At 60.5% G+C, this 18,762-nt stretch carries 11 protein-coding genes; 5 read left to right on the top strand and 6 right to left on the bottom strand.

From position 1 onward, the window contains the following. Nucleotides 1-2 precede the first annotated feature (2 nt). Together SMD27_RS12685 and bioB are read right to left on the bottom strand one after the other, a co-directional pair. On the bottom strand, nucleotides 3-1,346 hold the full coding sequence (locus SMD27_RS12685; protein ID WP_452094337.1) for an adenosylmethionine--8-amino-7-oxononanoate transaminase: 1,344 nt from the start codon (nucleotides 1,344-1,346) through the stop codon (nucleotides 3-5). Further along, complete coding sequence (bioB, locus tag SMD27_RS12680; protein ID WP_452094338.1) at nucleotides 1,294-2,379, bottom strand: biotin synthase BioB; 1,086 nt, start codon at nucleotides 2,377-2,379, stop codon at nucleotides 1,294-1,296. The genes SMD27_RS12685 and bioB overlap by 53 nt, the downstream gene beginning before the upstream one ends. Before the next feature lie 171 nt (nucleotides 2,380-2,550). On the opposite strand from bioB, the gene bioD reads away from it, so the two are divergent. After that, nucleotides 2,551-3,243: a dethiobiotin synthase gene (gene bioD / locus SMD27_RS12675; protein ID WP_320508770.1), complete on the top strand. Its 693-nt coding sequence runs from the start codon at nucleotides 2,551-2,553 to the stop codon at nucleotides 3,241-3,243. Nucleotides 3,244-3,292: 49 nt separating this feature from the next. Here bioD and SMD27_RS12670 read toward each other — a convergent pair whose 3' ends face one another. Continuing rightward, entirely contained in the window at nucleotides 3,293-6,592 is a 3,300-nt protein-coding gene (locus SMD27_RS12670) for a ribonuclease E/G (RefSeq protein WP_320508769.1), read from the bottom strand. Between the two features lie 465 nt (nucleotides 6,593-7,057). Here SMD27_RS12670 and SMD27_RS12665 point away from each other — a divergent pair, with 465 nt between their 5' ends. From SMD27_RS12665 to SMD27_RS12650, 4 genes are all read left to right on the top strand, one after another. Next, nucleotides 7,058-8,383 (top strand): N-acetylmuramoyl-L-alanine amidase, encoded by a 1,326-nt coding sequence (locus tag SMD27_RS12665; protein ID WP_320508768.1) that lies wholly within the window; start codon nucleotides 7,058-7,060, stop codon nucleotides 8,381-8,383. Nucleotides 8,384-8,623: 240 nt separating this feature from the next. Then, a complete protein-coding gene (locus SMD27_RS12660) occupies nucleotides 8,624-11,437 on the top strand; it encodes a penicillin-binding protein 1A (RefSeq protein WP_320508767.1) in 2,814 nt (937 codons plus the stop codon). A gap of 98 nt (nucleotides 11,438-11,535) precedes the next feature. Next, nucleotides 11,536-12,655 (top strand): peptide chain release factor 2 gene (gene prfB, locus SMD27_RS12655; RefSeq protein ID WP_320508766.1). Its coding sequence is split into 2 segments (ribosomal slippage): nucleotides 11,536-11,604 and nucleotides 11,606-12,655, totalling 1,119 coding nucleotides; the frame shifts between segments, so codons are not numbered across the junction. A 179-nt stretch (nucleotides 12,656-12,834) separates the two neighbouring features. After that, on the top strand, nucleotides 12,835-14,178 hold the full coding sequence (locus tag SMD27_RS12650; protein ID WP_379990782.1) for an ammonium transporter: 1,344 nt from the start codon (nucleotides 12,835-12,837) through the stop codon (nucleotides 14,176-14,178). A 38-nt stretch (nucleotides 14,179-14,216) separates the two neighbouring features. On the opposite strand, the gene SMD27_RS12645 is transcribed toward SMD27_RS12650, so the two are convergent. The 3 genes from SMD27_RS12645 to SMD27_RS12635 all read right to left on the bottom strand — a co-directional run bounded on the left by SMD27_RS12645 (nucleotide 14,217) and on the right by SMD27_RS12635 (nucleotide 18,623). Then, nucleotides 14,217-15,011 (bottom strand): ferritin-like domain-containing protein, encoded by a 795-nt coding sequence (locus tag SMD27_RS12645; protein WP_320508765.1) that lies wholly within the window; start codon nucleotides 15,009-15,011, stop codon nucleotides 14,217-14,219. Between the two features lie 98 nt (nucleotides 15,012-15,109). Beyond that, nucleotides 15,110-15,574: a thioredoxin-dependent thiol peroxidase gene (gene bcp / locus SMD27_RS12640; protein WP_320508764.1), complete on the bottom strand. Its 465-nt coding sequence runs from the start codon at nucleotides 15,572-15,574 to the stop codon at nucleotides 15,110-15,112. A gap of 73 nt (nucleotides 15,575-15,647) precedes the next feature. Further along, the gene (locus SMD27_RS12635) at nucleotides 15,648-18,623 is read right to left on the bottom strand and encodes a bifunctional [glutamine synthetase] adenylyltransferase/[glutamine synthetase]-adenylyl-L-tyrosine phosphorylase (protein ID WP_320508763.1); all 2,976 of its coding nucleotides are present in this window, start codon (nucleotides 18,621-18,623) and stop codon (nucleotides 15,648-15,650) included. Between the last annotated feature and the right edge of the window lie 139 nt (nucleotides 18,624-18,762).

Below are 18,762 nucleotides of genomic sequence, written 5' to 3'. Positions count from 1 at the left end.
CGTCAGGCGCGTTCGCGCGACCAATCGCTCACCACTTTGACAACGGCGGCGGTCAGGCGGTCGAGATCGACTGGCTCGATGACGAAAGGCGGCATGAGATAGACGATATTGCCGAAAGGCCGGACCCAGACACCTTCGGCAATCAAACGAGGCTTCAACCAGTTTGCTTCACCGGCGCGATCCAGCTCGACGACGCCGATGGCGCCTTTGGTGCGTACATCGAGAACACCGTTCAATCCACGGCAGGCAGAAAGGCCGTCACGCAAGCGTGTTTCGATGGCGGCGACCTGCTGCAAACGCGGTTCGCGCTCGAACAAATCGAGTGAGGCGTGCGCCGCCGCGCAAGCAAGCGGATTGCCCATATAAGTGGGACCATGCATCAGCGCGGTCGACGGGCTGTCGGAAAGAAAGGCCTCGAAAACACGGCGTGTCGCCACAGTCGCGGCAAGGGGCAAGGTGCCGCCAGTCAAGGCTTTCGAGAAGGTGGCGATATCCGGAACCATATCAGCTTGCTGGCAGGCGAACATCGTCCCGGTACGGCCGAAGCCGGTCATGATTTCATCCAGGATCAGCAGATGATCCTGCGCGTCGCATGCCTGCCGGATGAAGGCGAGTGTTTCCGCGTCATACATTTTGAGGCCGCCGGCACCTTGCACCAGCGGTTCGATGATGACGGCGGCGATCTCCCCGCGGCGCTGCTTGAGCAATTGACGGAAGGCTGCGCGCTGTTCGGTGCTGCGCGGCACATCCGCGATGATCTGCTCCGGTAGACAGCCCGCGAACAGGCCATGCATGCCTTCATCCGGGTCGCAGATCGACATGCAAGCCATGGTGTCGCCGTGATAGCCGAAGCGGAAGGAAACGAAGCGATGTCTTCCGGCAACGCCGCGATTGATCCAGTATTGAATGGCCATCTTCATGGCGACTTCGACTGAAACCGAACCGGATTCCGAGAAGAAGACATGGTCAAGGTCGCCAGGCAGCATGGCGGTCAGCCGCGTTGCCAGGCGGGCAACCGGCTCATGCACCAACCCGCCCAGCATGACATGCGGCAAATGCTGGATCTGCTCGACGACGGCCTTGCGGATATGCGGATGATTATAGCCGTGGCAGACCGTCCACCATGACGAAATACCGTCGATCAGGCTGCGCCCATCGGGGAGATGCAGGCGAACGCCTTCGGCTGAGACGATGGGCAACGGCGTCGGCAGATTGCGCATCTGCGTATAGGGCAGCCACAGGTGATCCATACCGGCTTGCAGCCAGTCCGGCGCCGTGGGTGGAGCGGCGCTATCAGGCATGGCAAGCATGATCGCCACCATGACCGCAGCCATGGCCATGGTCATGCCCATCTTCCGCCTCGATCTCGACTTCCATTGCCGTCAGGCCGAGCCTGGCAAACAATTGAGCATCGCGATCCTGGGTCGGATTGGCGGTGGTCAGCAGCTTGGTGCCGACAAAAATGGAATTGGCGCCGGCAAGGAAGGCCAGGGCTTGGATCTCGTCGCTCATGGTTTCCCGGCCAGCCGACAAGCGCACCATCGATTTCGGCATCAGGATTCGCGCGACGGCGATCGTACGCACGAATTCAAGCGGATCCAGCTTGTCGCTGCCATGCAACGGTGTGCCGGGCACCTGGACCAGCATGTTGATGGGAACGGATTCGGGATGCGTCGGCATATTGGCAAGGGTTACCAGCATGCCGGCACGATCGCGCTGCTGCTCGCCCATGCCGACGATACCGCCGCAGCAGACTTTGATTCCTGCATCGCGCACATGTCCCAGGGTTTCCAGGCGATCTTCCATATGTCGCGTCGTGATGATCTCGCCATAATGCTCCGGCGAGGTATCGATGTTGTGGTTATAGTAATCGAGGCCGGCTTCCTTCAGCCGCTTCGCCTGATCGCCGGTCAACATGCCGAGCGTGACGCAGCTTTCCATGCCAAGTGCGCGAACGCCTTTGATCATGGCGGCAATCTGATCGACGTCGCGATCTTTCAATTCACGCCAGGCAGCGCCCATGCAATAGCGTGAGGCGCCGGCGGCCTTGGCCTTCTGGGCCTCTGCGAGCACGGCGTCGAGCGCCATCAATTTCTCCGCTTCAACGCCGGTCGAATAGCGCGCTGCCTGCGGACAATAGGCGCAATCCTCCGGGCAACCGCCGGTCTTGATCGAGAGCAATGTCGCGAGCTGGACCTCATTTGGCGAGAAATGCGCCCGATGAATGGTCTGCGCCTGGAAGATCAAATCATTGAAGGGCAGAGAGAACAGCGCCTCTACTTCGGCCAGCGTCCAGTCGTGGCGAGGCTCCGCGCTGATGCCGGCCGTAGCAATGGTCCCAGCCAAGCTACCGGTTCCATTCATGGCGATTACTGTCATCTTCTGCTCCTCGAAATTGCAACCCCGCGCGGCTCGGCTCTAGCTGCGATGGAATCCCAGCTTGCCTGCCTGACGGCAGCCGGTTACAGGATGCCGGACGCTATCGGCGACCTTACTTCCTGTCAAGCAAAGGCCACCAAGCAAATCTCGCTGTAATTAGAAGAGTCTCCTATGAATCAGCCGCTTAAACGGGGTTTTTTTGTGACCGCCACCGGCACGGATATCGGCAAGACCTATGTCAGTGCCGGCTTGCTGCGTCATTGGCGCCAGGCTGGCAAGCGGATCTCGGCGCTGAAGCCGGTCATGAGCGGCTTCGACCGCAGCCAGGCGGCGGCCAGCGATGCCGGCGAGCTGCTCCAGGCGATGGGCCTGCCCGTCGACGACGCGCATCTCGATCGTCTGGCACCCTGGCGGTTCGCGGCACCTTTGTCGCCCGATATGGCGGCGCTGCGGGAAGGAAAGACCATTGATCCCGAAGCCGTCACGGCTTTTTGCCGCCGGCATCTCGAAAACGACCTGGATTATATTCTGGTCGAAGGGGTTGGCGGGGTCATGGTGCCGTTGTCGGAAAGCGGCACCGTGCTTGATTGGATGGCAAGCTTGAAGCTACCGACAATCCTGGTGGCGGGCAGCTATCTCGGCACGATCAGCCACACGCTGACGGCGCTCGCTGTGCTGAAGATGCGGCAAATATCGGTTGCCAGCGTTGTGCTGAACGAATCGCCGGTAAGCCCGGTTCCCCTGAGCGAAACAGCGGCCGCGTTGAAGCAGCATTGGGGCGGGATAGATATCGTTTGCTTGAACCGGCACGCAACCGCAAGCGAATTTTCGCGATTGGCCGAACAGCTCGAGCGGACGGCATAACAAAAAGCCCGGCTCTTTGGCCGGGCTTTTCTTCATTAGCTGCGTTTCATTATTCCATCAAGCGGCGCCACCAGCCGCGACGCTTCGGCTCGCCGTTATCGTCGCTCGGCTTGTCGAGGACGGTGACGGCCGGATCGCCGGAACTGGGAATCTCGATCACCGTAATCGACGTCGAAACCGACTCATTTACCGCGCCCACATTTGCCGTAGAGGTCGCCGCTTCCACGTTGGGCGGCGAGGGCGGCGCATAAGCCGGTTCGGCGGCGACCGCAATGTCGGAGGTCACGTCGGCATCGGATGCTGCCGCGACATCTTCCACCGGCGCGGCCGATGCTGCCGGCGCGGCCGCTTCTTCGCGGCTTCGACGCGGCTTTCGGGTCCGGGGTGCACGCTCACCATCTTCGCGCTTGGCGCGCCGACGCGGCGTTGCCGTTTCCGGTCCAGGCTCGCCAATGGCAGCGGGTGCATCGCCAGCAACCGCTTCTGTCACCGCTTCACCTTCGCCGGTGCCGATCGGTGTTTCGGCCTTGGGTCCAGCGGCGGGTGCATCGTCGGCTTCCACCGTGCTGTCGATGGTGATTGTGGCGTCGCGCGCAGCGACCGGCGTCAGGGTGTGTTGCTGCCAGTGCAGCGGCAGGGCATCCGGCAAATCCGGCTGCTCGCCGAAGCCGACTGCTGGTTCCGGATGCAGGGTCGGTTCGCCTGGCTGGTTCGCATCTTCCTGAGATACATCTTCCTCTGACGCTGCATCGGCCTGTCCGTCTTGCTGACGGCGCGAACGGCGGCGACCGCCGCGTCTGCCACGCCGGCGACGCCGCCGGGGCTGGCCGTCTTCAGTGGCGGCGGCGTCGCTTGTTTCCGCCTCGTCTTCCTCGCCATCACCTTCGGCGAATTCGCCTTCCGCTTCGTCGATCTCGGTTCCTTCCTCGTCGCGATGCGCTTGGGTTGCGCCGCCGCCATTTTCGGCGGCAGCGGCGGCATTTTCGCTGGCTTCGGTGAATTCATCCGCCCGGAACCGTTCGCCACGGCCACCGCGGCGGCGGCGCCGGCGGCGGCGGCCACGGCCTTCGCCGCTTTCGGCAGCAACTTCCTCGGGCGCCTCGGTTTCGCTTTCGGCTTCCTCGTCTTCGGCTTCGATATCGGCTTCGTCCTCGATATCGATGTCCTCTTCCAGGATCTTCGCCGGCGGCAGTTGCCGCTGTTCCACTTCCTCGCCCGGCGCCAGCTGTTTGATCCGTTCAAGGCGATAATCAGGCGGGATCAGGCTGTCATCAGATTGCAGATAAATCCGCACCCCGCGCCGCATCTCCAGTTCGGCAAGCGATGCACGCTTCTGGTTGAGGATATAAAGGGCCACGGCGGCCGGCACGAAGACGCTGACGCCCGGCGAATAGCTGCGGGTGATTTCCTCTTCGACCATGCGCAGGACATGCAGCGCGGTGGAATCCACCGAGCGGATCCGGCCGGTGCCAGCGCAATGGGGGCAAATTTCCGTACTGGCTTCGGCCAGGCTGGGATGTAGACGCTGCCGCGACATTTCCAGCAGACCGAAGGAGCTGATCCGGCCAATCTGGATACGTGCCCGATCGTTCTTCAGGCTTTCCTTCAACCGACGTTCGACCGCGGCATTATTGCGGTTTTCTTCCATGTCGATGAAGTCAATAACGATCAAACCCGCAAGATCGCGCAGGCGCAGCTGGCGGGCGACTTCCTCGGCCGCTTCCTGGTTCGTCCGCAGGGCGGTTTCTTCGATATTGCGTTCCTTAGTCGCGCGACCGGAATTGACGTCGATCGCTACCAGAGCTTCGGTCTGGTTGATGACGATGTAACCACCCGATTTCAACTGCACGACCGGCTGATGGATCGCCGACAGCTGGCTTTCGATTTGATAGCGCTGGAACAGCGGGATCGAATTGTCGCGATAGAGCTGGACGCGCTTGGCATGGCTCGGCGTCAGCATGCGCATGAAGCTCTTGGCCGCGCGGTAGGATTCGTCGCCGGCAACGATTATGTCGCCGATATCGCGGGTATAGAGATCGCGGATCGACCGCTTGATCAGGCTGGCTTCCTCATAAATCAGCGCCGGTGCTGTCGAGCGCAGCGTGACCTCGCGAATCTCATCCCACAGGCGCAGCAGATATTCGAAATCGCGCTTCACTTCTGCCTTGCTGCGTTCGCTACCGGCGGTGCGGACGATCACCGCCATCCCTTCCGGCGCGTCGAGATCGTCGATGATGGATTTCAGCCGCTTGCGGTCATTGGCATTGGTGATGCGTCGCGAGATGCCGCCACCACGATCGGTATTCGGCATCAGCACGCAATAGCGGCCGGCAAGCGAGAGATAGGTGGTAAGGGCGGCACCCTTGTTGCCGCGCTCTTCCTTGGTGACCTGGACCAGCAGGATCTGCCGGCGTTTGATCACTTCCTGGATCTTGTAGCGGCGCATATTGCGCTGCCGGCGGCGGCGAGCCCGCTCTTCGTCCGCCTCGGGATCATCCTGAATGGCCGGCTCTTCACCGCCCACCGTGTCGATCACATCCTCGCGGACCGGCACTTCGACGATTTCGGCCTGGTTCGGCGGTAGTATCTCGCCTTCAACGGCGACAGCTTCCGGACCTGCATTCTCTTCGGCCGCCGAAGGCGGGTGAATGACTTCGGCCTCGCTGCCCTCGGCATTGGCCGGAACAATAATGTCGCCATGCAGCACATCACGCCGCGATTCCAGGGCCATGACAGCCGGTTCGCTCGACGAGGCCGGTGGTGTAGCCGCTTCCTCGGTATTCCGGTGGTCAGACGGCTGACCGGCGGGTTCCGATGTGCCAGGCGCCTCGTCGATTAACGGTGCCGCGACGAACTCGCCGCTTTCGCTGACGATGACGCTCTGTTCATCGCCAGGGTGATGATCGGCCGGATGTTCGCCGACATGCTCGTCGGGGCGGTTTTCATCATGGACATAATCGTCGTCATGATCATGGCCATGATCATCATGATGGTGGTCATCATCATGGTGGTGATGCGAATCCTCCGGGGAAGCGTCGATATCGTCGTCGTCTTCCTCCAGCGCTTCGGCGGCTTCGCGCATCAACGCTTCGCGGTCGGCGACAGGAATCCGGTAATAGTCTGGATGGATTTCGCTAAAAGCCAGGAAGCCATGCCGATTGCCGCCATATTCGACGAAGGCAGCTTGCAGGGAAGGCTCGACCCGGGTGACTTTGGCTAGATAAATATTTCCTTTGAGTGGCCGCCGGGTGGCGACTTCGACATCAAATTCTTCCAGTTTCCGCCCGTCCACCACGGCGACGCGAGTCTCTTCCGGGTGGGTGGCATCGATCAGCATTGTTTTTGCCATGCGACAAAAGCTCCTCGGCGCGCCAAGCGTCATCCGCTGATCTAGCGGACGGCGGCGCGGTATGGGTTAGTGAATTCCAGACGTATGTCATTCTTGCCTGTGACGGTTGGCGGTCAATCGACCGGCCCTGATAATCCTCATGGCCATTCAGGTCGATCTCCTGCCGATAAGCCCCATGCACCGGTGCGCCGCGATGGTCGTCGACGGCGCTGCTGCCTCGGGCGATGGGGCCCGGTTGTCGCGAACCGATTGGGGAGAAAACCAAGTTATTCTCAGGCTTACCCCGAAGAGTCGAAAACGCGACTACAGCCGGAGAATAGTGAGACAGGGGGGTAAACACAATGGCTAATCCAGAATGGTTAACACTTTTTACCCATGTGCCCATTTGGGTCTATCTAAATTTTCTGTTGATTCACATGGAGTTAGCATATTAGATTTAGCCGATCTTTTCGGAGCTGACGCTAAATGCCAGCGATACGGCATCTTTTCGCTATCCTCTTTTTGCTTTTACCCGTCGCGGCCCTGGCCAAGCCGGCCGTAACCGAAGCGCGCATTGGGGTAACCTCAACCGTGACCCGCATCGAGCTGCAAGTGAGCTCGGCTGTCAAATTCCACACTTTTTATCTGGCGAATCCGTATCGGCTGGTCGTCGATCTGGATGAGGTCGATTGGAAAGTGCGGGGTGGCCAGAAACTGCAGGGCAGCGGCTGGGTATCGGGCATGCGCTACGGCCTTTTCAAGCCTGGCACCTCGCGGGTGGTACTCGACCTCACCAAACCGGCCCGGATCGGCCGCTCGAGTCTGGAAGGCGGGAGTGGCAGCAAGCCGGCGGTCCTCGGTATCGATTTGGAGGCCACGACCGAAGCGGATTTCCTTTCGGCGGTAAAGGGCGGCAAGACCGGGCCGGTGATCGCGGCAAAAACCACCGACAAGCCGGCGATGACGGTCGCCATAAGGGATGGCGATAAAGAGAAAGGCGTCGATCCGGCCGATGCCCTGGCGCCGGTCGGCGATCAACCTTCGGCCAGCGATCCGGTGGCCACGACCGGCAAGACCGCCGAGAAAACAAGAACCGCAGCCAAGAAAAGCAAGGTCCTGAAGCCGCTGGTCGTCATTGATCCGGGTCACGGCGGCGTCGATCCAGGCGCTCTTGGCGCCAACAGCGTGAAGGAAAAGAACATCACTCTGGCGGTCGCCAAAGCCTTGAAAAAGGAACTGCAGTCGACCGGCCGCTACCGGGTGATGATGACCCGCGACAGCGACGTCTATATTCCCCTGCGGGACCGCTTTAAGGTGGCGCGGGACAATGGCGCAGATCTCTTCATCTCGCTGCACGCGGATTCCCATAACGATCCGCTGATGCGTGGCGCCTCGGTCTACACGCTGTCCGAGACGGCCTCCGATTCCGAAGCGGCGGCTTTGGCGGCGCAGGAAAACAAATCGGACATCATCGCCGGTGTCGACCTGTCGAAGCAGAGCGGCATGGTGACCGATATCCTGATCGATTTGGCGCAGCGCGACACGATCAACCTGTCGTCCCGCTTCGCCACCGACCTGGTCGGCGAATTGAAGGCAGATACCTTACTTCTGGAGCATACGCACCGCTCTGCCGGCTTCGCCGTTCTCAAGGCGCCGGATGTTCCCTCCGTCCTGCTGGAAATGGGCTATATCTCCAGTATCAAGGACCAGGCCCTGTTGGTGAACAAAGGGCATCAGGCCCAACTTGCCAAAGCCATCAGGCGCGCCATCGATGATTTTTTCGATTGGCACGAATTGGTTAAGCGCTCGTGAGGCGGTGAGACCCGACGCTCGCAAACGGCATTTCAAAGACCAAGCGGACCATAAATTTGCCTTGATCTTGCCCCATGGCTTGGATAAGGCCAAGATCGAGCTAGATAAGGCTGCCGGTGGCGGTCGACCCCGTCGGCATCTTGAGCGAAAGCGAATGAACCGGACGGCAGACATACCGGGAGATCGGGCCTGAACCCGCCTACCGTATTGCAGTAACCAAAGCGGCGAATCGAATCCGTCATGCGCTTTTCGCGTCTTCTTTCCTTCCTGTTGGGCCTGATGATGGTCGTCGCCGTCTGTGGAGCGATCGCTGCCTGGTTCGTGTACAAGCATTTTTCCGAAGGCCTGCCGGATTACTACCAGCTTGCCAGTTATGATCCGCCGCTCGTGACCCGGGTCCAGGCGGGCGACGGTCGCCTATTGCAGGAATATGCGGTGGAGAATCGCGTCTTCGTGCCGATCGGCGCGATCCCCAAGCGGGTCATTAATGCCTTCCTGGCGGCGGAGGATAAATCCTTCTATAGCCATCCCGGCATCGATATTCCCAGCGTCATCAAGGCAGCCTGGATCAACGTGCTGAATTACGGGCGCGATCGCCGGCCGATCGGCGCCTCGACCATCACCCAGCAGGTGACGAAGAACTTTCTGCTGTCGAATGAGGTCTCCTATGGCCGCAAGGTCAAGGAAGCGATCCTGGCGCTGCGCATCGAAAAAGCCTTCAGCAAGGACCGTATTCTCGAGCTCTATCTGAACCAGATCTATCTCGGCTCCGGCAATTACGGCGTGGCGGCGGCGGCGCTGAACTATTTCAATAAGTCGCTCGACGAATTGACGGTTGGCGAGGCGGCTTATCTCGCCTCCCTGCCCAAGGCGCCGAACAACTACAGCATCAAGCGCAATCACGACGCGGCCAAAGCCCGGCGTGATTGGGTCATCGACCGCATGCTTGAGGACGGCCACATCACCGCAGAGGAAGATAAGGCGGCCAAGGCGGAGGAGCTGGTCCAGCGTCAGAGGGGCAATACCGAACGCGTCGATGCTGATTATTTCGCCGAGGAAGTTCGCCGCGAATTGCTGGCGAAATATGGTGAGGACGGGCTCTACAAGCGCGGCCTTAGCGTTCGTACCTCGGTCGATCCGGTGCTGCAGGCAGATGCCGACCGGGCATTGCGCAAGCAGTTGGTGAATTACGACCGGACGCAAGGCTATCGCGGACCGCTGCGGCATCTTGAAACCACCGATAACTGGCAGCAATCCATGGCGCATCTGGCGCCGATGCCGTGGCTCTATGATTGGCAGCCGGCTATTGTGCTGTCTGTGGAAAAGAGCGGCGCCAAGATCGGCCTCGCCGATGGCAGCCAAGGCACCATTCCCACCGGTGATTTGAGCTGGGCACGCCGCCGCACCGTTGACCGCACCGGGCAGGGGCATATCGGGCCGGCGATCAAATCGGCCGAGGATGTCTTCCAGGTCGGTGATATCGTCGCCGTCGAACCGGTCGAGAAAGCCGGCAAGGAAGACAAGGAAGCCGACGAGCCGATCAAGCCGGATACGCAATCTGCCGACGCGCAGGGGAACGACGCGCAAGGCAAGGACGCACCAGGCAAGGACGCACAGTCCGAGAATGCATCGGCGAAGAAGGAAAATGCGATTTATGCGCTGCGTCAGGTGCCGGAAATCAGCGGGGCTTTCGTGGCGATGGATCCGCATACCGGCCGCGTTCTGGCGCTGACGGGCGGCTGGTCTTATGAGCTCAGCGAATTCAACCGGGCGACGCAGGCAATGCGGCAGGTCGGCTCATCCTTCAAGCCGATCGTCTATCTCGCCGCTTTGGAGGCCGGATATACACCCTCGACCATCATTCTCGATGCCCCCATCGTGATCGATCAAGGGCCGGGCTTGCCGTTGTGGAAGCCGGAAAACTTCGAGAAGGATTTCCTGGGTCCGGCGACCATGCGCGAAGCCCTGGAACATTCCCGCAATCTGATGACCATTCGCCTGGCGCAGACGATGGGCATGAAGCGTGTGGCGGAGATGGCGGGCCGCTTGGGTGTCGCGGATAACCTGCAGCAAACCCTGGCCATGTCAATCGGCGCCGGCGAGAGCACTTTGCTACGGATGGTCAACGGTTATTCGATGATCGTGAATGGCGGCAAGAAGGTGACGCCGTCCTTCATCGACCGGGTGCAGGACAATCACGGGTGGACGATTTATCGTCATGACGACCGGCCCTGCGATGGATGCATCGCCGCGAATTACAACAACCAGCCGCCGCCGCAAATTCCCGATACGCGACCGCAGGTGCTCGATCCCGTCAACGCCTATCAAATGGTCTCGATGATGGAAGGCGTGGTGCAACGCGGCACTGGCTCGCTGGTCAAGGCGGTGGGCAAGCCGATCGCCGGCAAGACCGGTACGACCAATGACGGCCGGGACGTCTGGTTCGTCGGCTTCTCACCGGATCTGGCTGCCGGAGTCTATCTCGGTTTCGACCAGCCGCGTTCTCTGGGCCGCAAGGCAACGGGCGGCTTGCTCTCGGCGCCGGTCTTCCGGGATTTCATGATCCAAGCGTTGAAAGATAAGCCGGCGACACCTTTCCGTGTACCCCCCGGCGTGCGTCTGGTGCGGGTGAACTACAAGACCGGCCAACGGCCGGTGCCGGGTGATTCAGGCCCGATCATCCTGGAAGCCTTCAAGCCGGGTACCGAGCCGACGGGACAGATGGCGGTGATCGAGGGTAACTCGAATTACGGCCAGGATGCCGGCTATGGCAGCATCATTCCGCTGGGCGGCAATGCCGGTCCGACGGATAGCGAAACCACGATCATCGATTCGGGCGGCAGCTATTCGGCATCGCAGGACGAAACGGCAAGCACGCCCCAACCCGGCGCAGCGCAGCCGGATACCACCCAGCCGGGCGAGCAGCCGGCCGTCAGCGATCAGCCTGCTGTACCGGCAACCGGAATGACCCAGCAACAGCAGCAGCCCAATCCGATTCCACCTGCTGCCCCAGCCGCCCCGCCAGCAAGCGACAGCAGCGGCGGCCTATATTGACCGATTGGCGCGCGGGCCTGGCCGATCTGCGGGTTGACGGATCGGCCGAGTTCGCGCATGTATCGCCGCATCTGACTATTCACGACTGAGGTTTCGCCATGCGCGCTGAGATCGAGGCGGCGGCGGGGGAGATACGTGCTTCCCTGGCCCTGCTGAGGAGGCATCTTTGACTGGGATAACGCGCTGCGTCGTCTCGACGAATTGAATGCCCTGTCGGAAGATCCGCAAATCTGGGACAAGCCGGAAAAAGCCCAGAAGGTGATGCGTGAGCGCACGCATCTCAGCGATGCAATCGGTGCCTATCGCGCCATGGAGCGGCAGCTGGACGACGCCCTGACGCTCGCCGAGCTCGGCGAAATGGAAGGCGATGAAGGCAGCATCGACGAAGCCCAGTCGCAGCTCATGACGCTGAAGGCCGAGGTCGCCAAGCGCGAGCTGGAATCCCTCCTGTCGGGTGAAGCCGATCAGAACGATTGCTATCTCGAAGTTCACGCTGGGGCCGGCGGCACCGAGGCGCAGGACTGGGCACTGATGCTGATGCGCATGTATACGCGCTGGGCGGAACAACACGGCTATAAGGTCGAGTGGCTGGAAGAAAGCCCGGGTGAAGAAGCCGGCCTGAAATCCGCGACCATCGAGGTCAAAGGGCACAACGCTTTCGGCTGGCTGAAATCGGAATCCGGCGTGCATCGTCTGGTGCGGATCTCACCTTATGATTCCAACGCGCGCCGCCATACCAGTTTCTCCTCGGTCTGGGTCTATCCGGTGGTCGACGACAATATCCAGGTCGAGATCCTCGACAAGGACCTGAAGGTCGATACCTTCCGCGCCTCCGGTGCGGGCGGTCAGCACATCAACAAGACCGACAGCGCCATCCGCATTACCCACTTGCCGACCGGCGTGGTGGTAAGTTGCCAGGTGGACCGGTCGCAGCATCGCAATCGCGCCATGGCGATGGATATGCTGCGCGCCCGGCTCTACGAGCTGGAACTGCGCAAGCGTGAAGAGGTGGCCCAAGCGATCGAAGCCTCCAAGACCGATATCGGCTGGGGCCATCAGATCCGATCCTACGTCTTGCAGCCCTATCAGATGGTCAAGGACCTGCGGACGGATGTCGAAACCAGCGATACGGCGGGCGTTCTCGACGGCGATATCGATCGTTTTCTGTCGGCTTCCCTGGCTGCCAAGATCCATGGCGGCCAGGACGAGCAGGCTTGAGAACTCCCCTCAGATTGCTCAAAAAATAACCAGAAGACCGGCGTGATCAGGAAATTGCCTTTAATTTAGGCGACTTTCTGGCCCTTCTCCTTGCGCCGGGCCGTCAGAACGCCGGTTTCGGCATGGCATATCGCTTGCTTTGTAATGATGCAATGCAAGTGAAAATCCAGGAGGCGGGAATGCGGGTGAATGGCGTTCGGGGAATGCGAGCCTTTTCAGTTGGCAGGGCCGCGCTGCGGGTGATGGCCGTCTTGGAACTTGCCGGGAGCGCAGCACTGGTTGCCGCGCCCGCCTGGGCGCAGGCGGAACCCACATTGAATAGCGGCGACACGGCCTGGATGCTGACCGCAACAGCCTTGGTGCTGATGATGACGATACCGGGCCTCGCTTTGTTCTATGGCGGGATGGTGCGCAAGATGAACGTGCTTTCGGTCATCATGCAGTCCTTCGCTATTACCTGCCTGGTGTCGGTAATCTGGATGATCGCTGGCTACAGTCTCGCTTTCAGTGGCGGCAATGCTGTCATCGGCGATTTTTCCCGCCTCTTCCTCAAGGGCATGGAGGTGGGCGCGCTTTCCGGCACCATCCCCGAATCGGTCTTCATGTGCTTTCAGATGACCTTCGCGATCATCACGCCGGCCTTGATCACAGGTGCTTTTGCCGATCGCATGAAGTTCAGCGCCATGCTGTTGTTTACCGCGCTCTGGTCGCTGCTCGTTTATTCGCCGGTCGCCCATATGGTCTGGGCCGGTACAGGCTTGATGTTCAACAAGGGCGTCCTGGATTTTGCCGGCGGCACGGTGGTGCATATCAATGCCGGTATCGGCGGTCTGGTGGCGGCCCTCATCGGCAAGCGCCGTGGCTATGGCAGGACGCCAATGCCGCCGCATAACCTTATCTATAGCGTGACCGGCGCCGGATTGCTTTGGGTCGGCTGGTTCGGCTTCAATGCGGGCTCGGCTTTGACGTCAGGCGGCACAGCCGGCATGGCGATGGCGGTCACGCAGATCGCTACGGCAGCGGCAGGCCTTTCTTGGATGTTCGTCGAATGGGCACTGAAAAAGCATCCATCTGTGCTCGGCATCATTTCCGGTGCGGTCGCCGGTCTCGTCGCCATTACCCCGGCTTCCGGTTTCGTCGATCCGATCGGCGCGCTTATCATCGGCATCAGCGCCGGTATCATCTGCTTCTTCGCTGCGACGAGTGTGAAGAATCTTATTGGCTATGACGATGCGCTCGACGCCTTCGGGGTGCACGGCATCGGCGGTATCGTTGGCGCTATACTCACCGGCGTCTTCGCAACCCAAGCCGTGAAGGGCGGCAACGCACCCGTGGGGCTGATCGAGGGCAATGTGGCGCAGGTGATGACGCAGGTCGAAGGTATTCTGCTGACCGTATTGTGGTCCGCCATCGGTACCTTTGTCATTCTGAAGGTCGTCGATCTGATCATCGGCCTGCGGGTGACCGAGGAGATCGAGCGCGATGGGCTCGATCTGGGGCTGCATGGCGAGACTGTGCAGTAATCGTGAACAGGAGAGCCGGTTGCCGTCTCGGCTGCCGCTCAGCCAGCGATCGGTTCATAAAAATCTGCCGGCAGATGCGCGGTGTCGCGGGCGGCCGTGTTGAATGGCCTCTTGAGATGGCCGCGGAAATGCCGCTTCACCAATTCCTGCCAAGCCTCAACAGGTACAAGATTGCGTTTTTCGGCAATGGCGTGAAACCATCGGCTGCCGATCTCCACATGGCCGATCTCATCGTCATAGATGCGCTGTAGGATGGCCGCACTTTCGCTGTCACCGAAGCGTTTCAGATCGGTGATCATCGTCGGCGTGACATCGAGGCCGCGCGCTTCAAGAACCAGGGGCACGATGGCGAGCCGGGCCAGAAGATCATGCGCCGTCTCGGTGGCCGCACTCCATAAGCCATCATGAGCGGGCAAATCGCCGTAGGCGGCGCCGAGCGATTGAAGGCGCTGGCTCAGCAAGGCAAAATGCAGTGCTTCCTCATCGCCGACACGAACCCAATCATCAAAAAAACCGCGGGGCGAGTCGTCGCTACCGAAACGCGCCACCATATCCCAGGCGAGATCGATGGCATTGAGCTCGATATGCGCCAGGGCATGCAACAAAGCAATGCGTTTCGCGGCGCTGCCGCTGGCCTTGCGCCTCGGCATATCACCGGGTCGGCATAATTCCGGTCGTTCAGGCCGCGCCGGTCGATCGGGCATGTGGGCTGGAGTGAAACCTTGCTCGACAGCGCCGGCGCGCCAAGCAGAAGCGAGCTCGCGCGACTTGGCGACTTTAAGCGCTGGATCCGCCGTGGTCAGAATATCGATTGCCGAGTGCCGCAGTTTCATGGCGGCATCATAACCGGGCGAAGGTGGAAAGCCAGAGATCCCTTCGCGCCTATCTCCCGCCAGACCCATCCGCAAGGGAGCTAACCTGGGACGCTCCCTCAGAGCGCCTTGATGGCCTTCAGCACATCCTCGACATGCCCGTTCACTTTCACCTTACGCCAGATGCCGCGAATGATCCCTTTACCATCGATCAAAAAGGTCGCGCGCTCGATTCCCATATACTTTTTGCCGTACATGCTCTTTTCCACCCAGACGCCGTAATCTTCGGTGACTTTGCCGGTCTCGTCGCTGGCAAGGGGAAAATTCAGATCATATTTTTTCTTGAATTTATCGTGGCTTTCGACGCTATCGCGCGAAACGCCGATCACGACCGCATCGATTTTGCCGAAGCTCGGCATATCGTCGCGAAAACCGCAAGCTTCGGCGGTGCAGCCGCTGGTGTCGTCCTTTGGATAGAAATAAAGAACGACATTTTTGCCTTTCAGGCTGGCAAGCGAAACCTTACCGCCACCATCGGTCTTCATGGTGAAAGCCGGTGCTTTATCGCCGATACTCAACGACATATTATTTCCCTCGTGACACGCGATCATTCGTCCATTGCTGGATCGTGGCTTGGATCATAGCCCAGTCCTGCTCTTATCCCGATAACAAACTGGTGACGGCGCGCAAAGCAGATTGTGCGCGCATCTCGATTTCTTCCTGGAGAGCAGGAAAATCGGGGCAACCGGCAACCATGGCCAGGTGGTTCTGGGTCGGCGGCGGCAGCTTCGTGTTGTCGATGCGGCCGGCAACCATCAGGCGGATCATCTGCTGCAACCGGCTCCAAAGCGTGCCGGCGATGATCAGATCGTCGGCCATCTCTGCCTCGAGCAAATTGAGCTCGCGTGCCGCTTTCAGGCTGCTGATCGGATTGCGCCGCAGGAGTTGCGGATGCGCATGCGCGTGACGTAATTGGAGATATTGCGCGACGAAATCGATATCCACCTGGCCGCCCCGATAGTATTTCAGGTCCCAGGGATTGTCGCCGCGATATTGCTGTAGGATACGCTGGCGCATGTCGACGATATCGGTTCGCAGCTTCTCGGGATTGCGCGGCCGGGCCAGAATACGCCGCAAGGTATCTTCGATACGCGCTTGCATCCCCGGTTTGCCGGCGACCACCCGGGCGCGAGTCAGCGCCATATGTTCCCACGTCCAGGCCTCCTCGCTCTGATAGCGTTCGAAGGGGCCGAGGCCGCTGGCGATCGGGCCGGAATTGCCGGAGGGCCGCAAGCGCATATCGACATCAAAAAGCTTGCCCTCGCCGGTCATGGCGGTCATCGCATTGATGAAGCGTTGCGCCAGCCTGGCATAATATTGCATCGGTGCCAGCGGTTTGGCGCCATCCGACAACGTGCTGTCCCAATCCTCGGCACCCTCCGGTATGTCGTAGATGAAAACCAGGTCGAGATCGGAGGTAATGGTCATCTCCCGGCTGCCGAGTTTGCCAAGTGCGATGACCGCCAGACCTTCTCCTGGCAATGCCCCGTGCTGGCGCGCGAATTCCTCGGTGACCAGCGGCAGCAATGCCGCAATGGCCGTATCGGCGACATCGCTCAGGTCGCTGGCCGCCGCATCGATATAGGCGCCGCTATGCAGCAGGCGCACGCCGATCTGGAATTGCAGGTCCTTGGTCCAGCGACGAAGGATATCGAGGCTGTCCTGAAAATCGTTGCCCATGGCGAGCTGGCGCGCGAGATCGCGCTGCAGATCCTCACGGTCCGGCACCGCCTCGAAGAAGCCGGCGCTCAGGACGCCGTCGAGCAGAACCGGCGAATGGCTGACCATCTCCGCCAGTAACGGCGCGGAACCCATGACATCGGCGATGAGGCCGAGCAGGTTGGGGTTGGCGTAAAGCAGCGAGAAAAGCTGCACACCGGCCGGCAATCCCCGGAGAAAGCCATCGAAACGGCGAAAAGCGGTATCGGGATCTGCCGTCTTCGTCAGGCTTTCCAGCAATTGCGGCATCAATTCAGTCAGCAACTCACGGGCACGGGCGCTGCGGGTCGAGCGATATCGGCCATGATGCCAGGCGCGTACCAGTGCGGAAACCGCGGCGCCGTCAGTGAAGCCCATCTGCTGTAACGTCTCGACCGTGGCTGGGTCGTCCTCGGTTCCGGTGAAGACGAGATTGCCGGATCCAGCTTCGGCGCTGCCGCCCAGCGACGGCGATTCCTCGAACAGTTCGGCGTAGTGATCTTCGACCTGTCCCAGATGATGCAGCAGCACGCGCGAGAATTCGGCGGTATCGCCATGGCCGCAGAACAAGGCGAGCCGGTCAAGCGCCATGCCTGCTTCTGGCAAGGTCTGCGTCTGTTGATCGGCGATCATCTGCAGCCGATGCTCGACATGACGCAGATAGCGGTAAGCTTCCTTCAACGCCGCCGCCACCGCCGGCTTGGTCTTGTCGAAGGCGACCAGCATATCGATGGCAGCGCAGGTCGCCGGGACCCGCAATTCCGGCAATCGGCCGCCCCAGATCAATTGCTGGGTTTGGGCGAAGAATTCGATCTCGCGGATGCCGCCACGTCCCACTTTGATATTGTGGCCGGCAACAGCCACTTCGCGGTGCCCTTTAACTGCGTGGATTTGCCGTTTGATCGAATGGATGTCCTGAATGGCGGCGAAGTCGAGATGCTTGCGCCAGATGAAAGGGCGCAGATTGCGGAGGAACTGGGCGCCTGCAACTTCGTCGCCGGCGACCAGACGGGCCTTGATCATGGCCGCCCGTTCCCAATTCTGCCCCATGCCCTCGTAATAGGTTTCTGCCGCCAAGGTCGAGAGTGCCAGGGGTGTGGAGCCGGGATCGGGTCGCAACCGCAGATCGGTGCGGAAGACGTAGCCGTCCTCGGTCACGTCCTGCATCAACCTGACAAGATTGCGCGCGAGACGGACAAAGCATTCCTGAACGCTTTTGCGTCCTTCATATCGGACCTTTTCGGGCTCGAACAGAATCATAAGGTCGATATCTGAGCTGTAATTGAGCTCCCGGGCGCCCAACTTTCCGAGGGCGAGCACAATGAGCCCGCAATCCTTTAGGGGATGCACCAGATTGGGCAGGATGATTTCCCCCCCATCATGCAGGCGCCGCAGCAAGAATCCGATGGCAGCCTGCAAGGCGGTCTCGGCAAGATCGCTCAAGGCACCGGTCACCTCCTCCAGTGACCACCAGCCGGCGATGTCGGCGACGGCAATGAGCAGGGCGCATTGCCGCTTGGCACGGCGGAGCAGACGCATCAATTCCTGCTCTTCGCCGCTGGCAGCAGTCGAATCCTTTAGATTTTGCAATACTTTATTACAGACAGCCTCTGGCCGGTTGGTTAAAACTTCCAGGAAGAAAGCCGACTCGGCGAGAATGCATTGCCCAAGGAAGGGACTATTGCCGAAAATCGCATCAAGCAGGGCTGCGACACCGGGCGATTTCAGCTGGTTGACAGCGCCGTCCGAATTCTCGGCCCGCAGTTTCTCGGCCAGATGCTCACGGCCAAGTTCGGCCTGGCGGATGTCGCTTGGACGCGGCAAGCGCGCTGGATCAAGGGCGAGGGTCGGTTGCTGGTCAATCGAGGGCATCATGCAGGCTCGGGGGACGGCTATGGCTGTGATCGAGACTGCTGAAGGATGGCGGCATGGTCAAGATCACTGACAGGCCAGGGGCCAGAAGGGAGAGGAAACCGACGGCTAGGATACCAATGGTGGGGACGTGATACGACGC

It is taken from the genome of Dongia soli, assembly GCF_034044715.1.
Classification (GTDB): Bacteria; Pseudomonadota; Alphaproteobacteria; order Dongiales; family Dongiaceae; genus Dongia_B; species Dongia_B soli.
Note: the sequence above shows the minus strand (reverse complement) of the source record. Positions and strands in the feature narration are given on the sequence as shown.